Source organism: Longimicrobium sp. (genome assembly GCF_036280135.1).
GTDB lineage: Bacteria > Gemmatimonadota > Gemmatimonadetes > Longimicrobiales > Longimicrobiaceae > Longimicrobium.
Genome location: NZ_DASURI010000220.1, coordinates 1 through 2,374 on the forward strand (window position 1 = coordinate 1; position 2,374 = coordinate 2,374).

General features: G+C 67.6%; 3 protein-coding genes. 2 read left to right on the forward strand and 1 reads right to left on the reverse strand.

What is annotated here, in order from left to right; all coding sequences use genetic code 11:
* Positions 1–527 precede the first annotated feature (527 nt).
* Both VFZ20_RS06660 and VFZ20_RS06665 read left to right on the forward strand, forming a co-directional pair.
* Entirely contained in the window at positions 528–980 is a 453-nt protein-coding gene (locus VFZ20_RS06660) for a PTS sugar transporter subunit IIA (RefSeq protein WP_329683061.1), read from the forward strand.
* Between the two features lie 18 nt (positions 981–998).
* Positions 999–1,358: a C4-type zinc ribbon domain-containing protein gene (locus VFZ20_RS06665; protein ID WP_329683062.1), complete on the forward strand. Its 360-nt coding sequence runs from the start codon at positions 999–1,001 to the stop codon at positions 1,356–1,358.
* A 172-nt stretch (positions 1,359–1,530) separates the two neighbouring features.
* On the opposite strand, the gene VFZ20_RS06670 is transcribed toward VFZ20_RS06665, so the two are convergent.
* Entirely contained in the window at positions 1,531–2,238 is a 708-nt protein-coding gene (locus tag VFZ20_RS06670; RefSeq protein WP_329683063.1) for a hypothetical protein, read from the reverse strand.
* Positions 2,239–2,374: the final 136 nt, after the last annotated feature.

A 2,374-nucleotide genomic window follows, 5' to 3' on the forward strand; every position in this document is an offset into this window, starting at 1 on the left:
CGGCGGCGCCTTGGGAACGGTGAGGAGGGGAATGTACCGGCTCGGCTACGTCGCTGCAACCGGGGCGTTTGCGCCACCGGGTGTACGGAGTTTACGGGGACGGCAGGGAATAGGGAACAGGGAATAGGGAATAGCCGGCAACTGCAACTGCGGGTTACAGGAGACAGCCGGCAACGGCGGGTCCGGCACGGGCGGGTTCGTGCGCGTTCTTTCTCCCTCTCCGCGAGGAACGAGCGGAGAGGAGCCGGGGGAGGGGCGGCCCGCTGCCGGCGCGATCCATCTATCGCCGACCAGGCCCCATCTCACGGACCGGCGGAGCTCCCGCCTGGGCGCCGCAACCCCTTCCGCACTCAGGCACTTACCCGCTCACGCACTCCCCGTGGTCCCACTTTCGCACTCCCGCACTTTCGCACTTCGCACTGTCGTTAAGTCGTTGATTTGACGGGTTCGAAGCGTCCGCTTACATTCCCCGGTCTTCGGACGCAAGGGAATTTTGACAAGCCGATTGTCCAACGGGATTTGCACATATGGAACTTCGTGAGTTCTTCACCGAGGACGCGATCAAGCTGGACCTCCAGGGCTCGAGCAAGGACGAGATCCTCAAGGAGCTGATCGGTCTTCTGGGGCTGGACGAAAAGTCGCAGGGCATCCTCTTCAAGATGCTCAAGCGGCGTGAGAACCTGGGCAGCACGGGCATCGGCAAGGGGATCGCCATCCCGCACTGCCGCTCGCTCGTGGTGAACCGCCTGCGCGTGGCCTTTGGCCGCAAGGCCGAGCCCATCGAGTACCGCGCCATCGACGACCAGCCGGTACAGTACTTCTTTCTGATCGTGGCGCCGCCCCTGGAGGTGAGCAACCAGTACCTGCCGGTGCTGGGCAAGATCGCCGGGTTCGTGAAGGAGCCGGACGTCCCCGCGCGTCTGGGTCAGGTGCAGTCGCCCAAGGAGTTCCTGGCGCTGCTCGAGGAAAAGGGCGCCTGAGACCAATAGGATACCGACATGCATCCCCACCTCGAGACCCTGCTGGAGATCCAGGACCTCACGACCCAGCGCCGCGACCTCGCCGAGGCCGGCGCCGACCGCGACGTCCAGGAAAGCGTGTTCGGGCTGAGCGTCGAAGAAGCGCTCGGCCAGATCGACGAGAAGATCAAGGAGATGGCGGAGTCCCTGCCGCCGCAGGTACGCAACCGCTACCAGCGGCTGAGCACCCGCAACCCGCGCTTCGTGGTGTCCGTCATCCGCGGCACGTGCTACGGCTGCTTCGTGCAGGTGCCCACAGCCCTGGCCAGCGACGCCGACCGCAACGAGGAGATCCGCTCCTGCCAGAACTGCGGCCGGTTCCTGTACCTGATCGACTGACGGCCCCGGTACGAAGGTACGGAACGGCCCTCCCTGCCACGCGCGGGGAGGGCCGTTTCGATTTTACCCGATCCAACGAGGAGAATGGCGTGATGCAAATCGTCCGGGCGGCCGCGGCGCCGCTTTCAGGTCCAGCTCGCGAGGCTCGAATCATCCGCGGGCGCACGGAGCACTACTGATTGGCCGCGCCCGGCGCCTCGTCGCGCGCTTCCGAAGCGCGGCGGGCGACGAAGATGGTGTGCCAGCTCTTGAGCGACGGGTGCGCGCGGACCCGGTGGACTTCGACGGACAGTCCCGCGCGGCCCAATGCCTTCTCGAACGCCTCGTCGCTCCCGGCGGACCAGTACGCCAGCCGCCCACGCGGACGCAGCGCGGCCACGGCGCGGCGGATGCCGTCCGCGCGGTAGAGCTTCGCGTTGCCGCGCGTCGTCAGCGCCGCGGCGCCGTTGTCCACGTCCAGCATGATCGCGTCGAACGCGCCGGGGCTGGACGCGAGCACGTGGGCCACGTCGTCGTGGCGCAGCTCCACGCGCTGGTCCGCCAGCGCCTCCGCGGCCAGGTCGTACTCCGCGTTCCGGTTCCACTGGATTACGCCCTCCACGATCTCCGCCACGACCACGCGCGCGTCAGCCCCCAGCGAGCGCAGCGCCGCCTTGAGCGTGAACCCCAGCCCCAAGCCGCCGATCAGCACGCGCGCGTCCGCCTGGTCGCGCAGGGGCTCGCAGACGAGCTCCGCCAGCACGTCCTCGGAATGATGACGCCGCGTGGACATCAGCTCCTCGCCGTCCACGCGGATGCTGTACGCGCCGTCGTGGCGGTACAGCGAGAGCACGCTCCCGTCCGGCGCCGTCGCCTCGCCCAGCCGCTCCACTCGTTTCACGCGCGATCCCTGTTCTGTCTGGTTGAGTCCATCCGCCGTGCGGCTTTCATGCCCGGTCGAAACCCCGAACTGCATTCTCACGCAGAGCCGCGGAGGACGCAGAGTACCCCGGTTCTGCGAGGAGGCGGACCCTCGC

Excerpts from the sequence above, each read along its gene's own strand:
- VFZ20_RS06660 (WP_329683061.1), top strand. The coding sequence starts at position 528 with ATGGAACTTCGTGAGTTCTTCACCGAGGACGCGATCAAGCTGGACCTC.
- VFZ20_RS06665 (WP_329683062.1), top strand. The coding sequence starts at position 999 with ATGCATCCCCACCTCGAGACCCTGCTGGAGATCCAGGACCTCACGACC.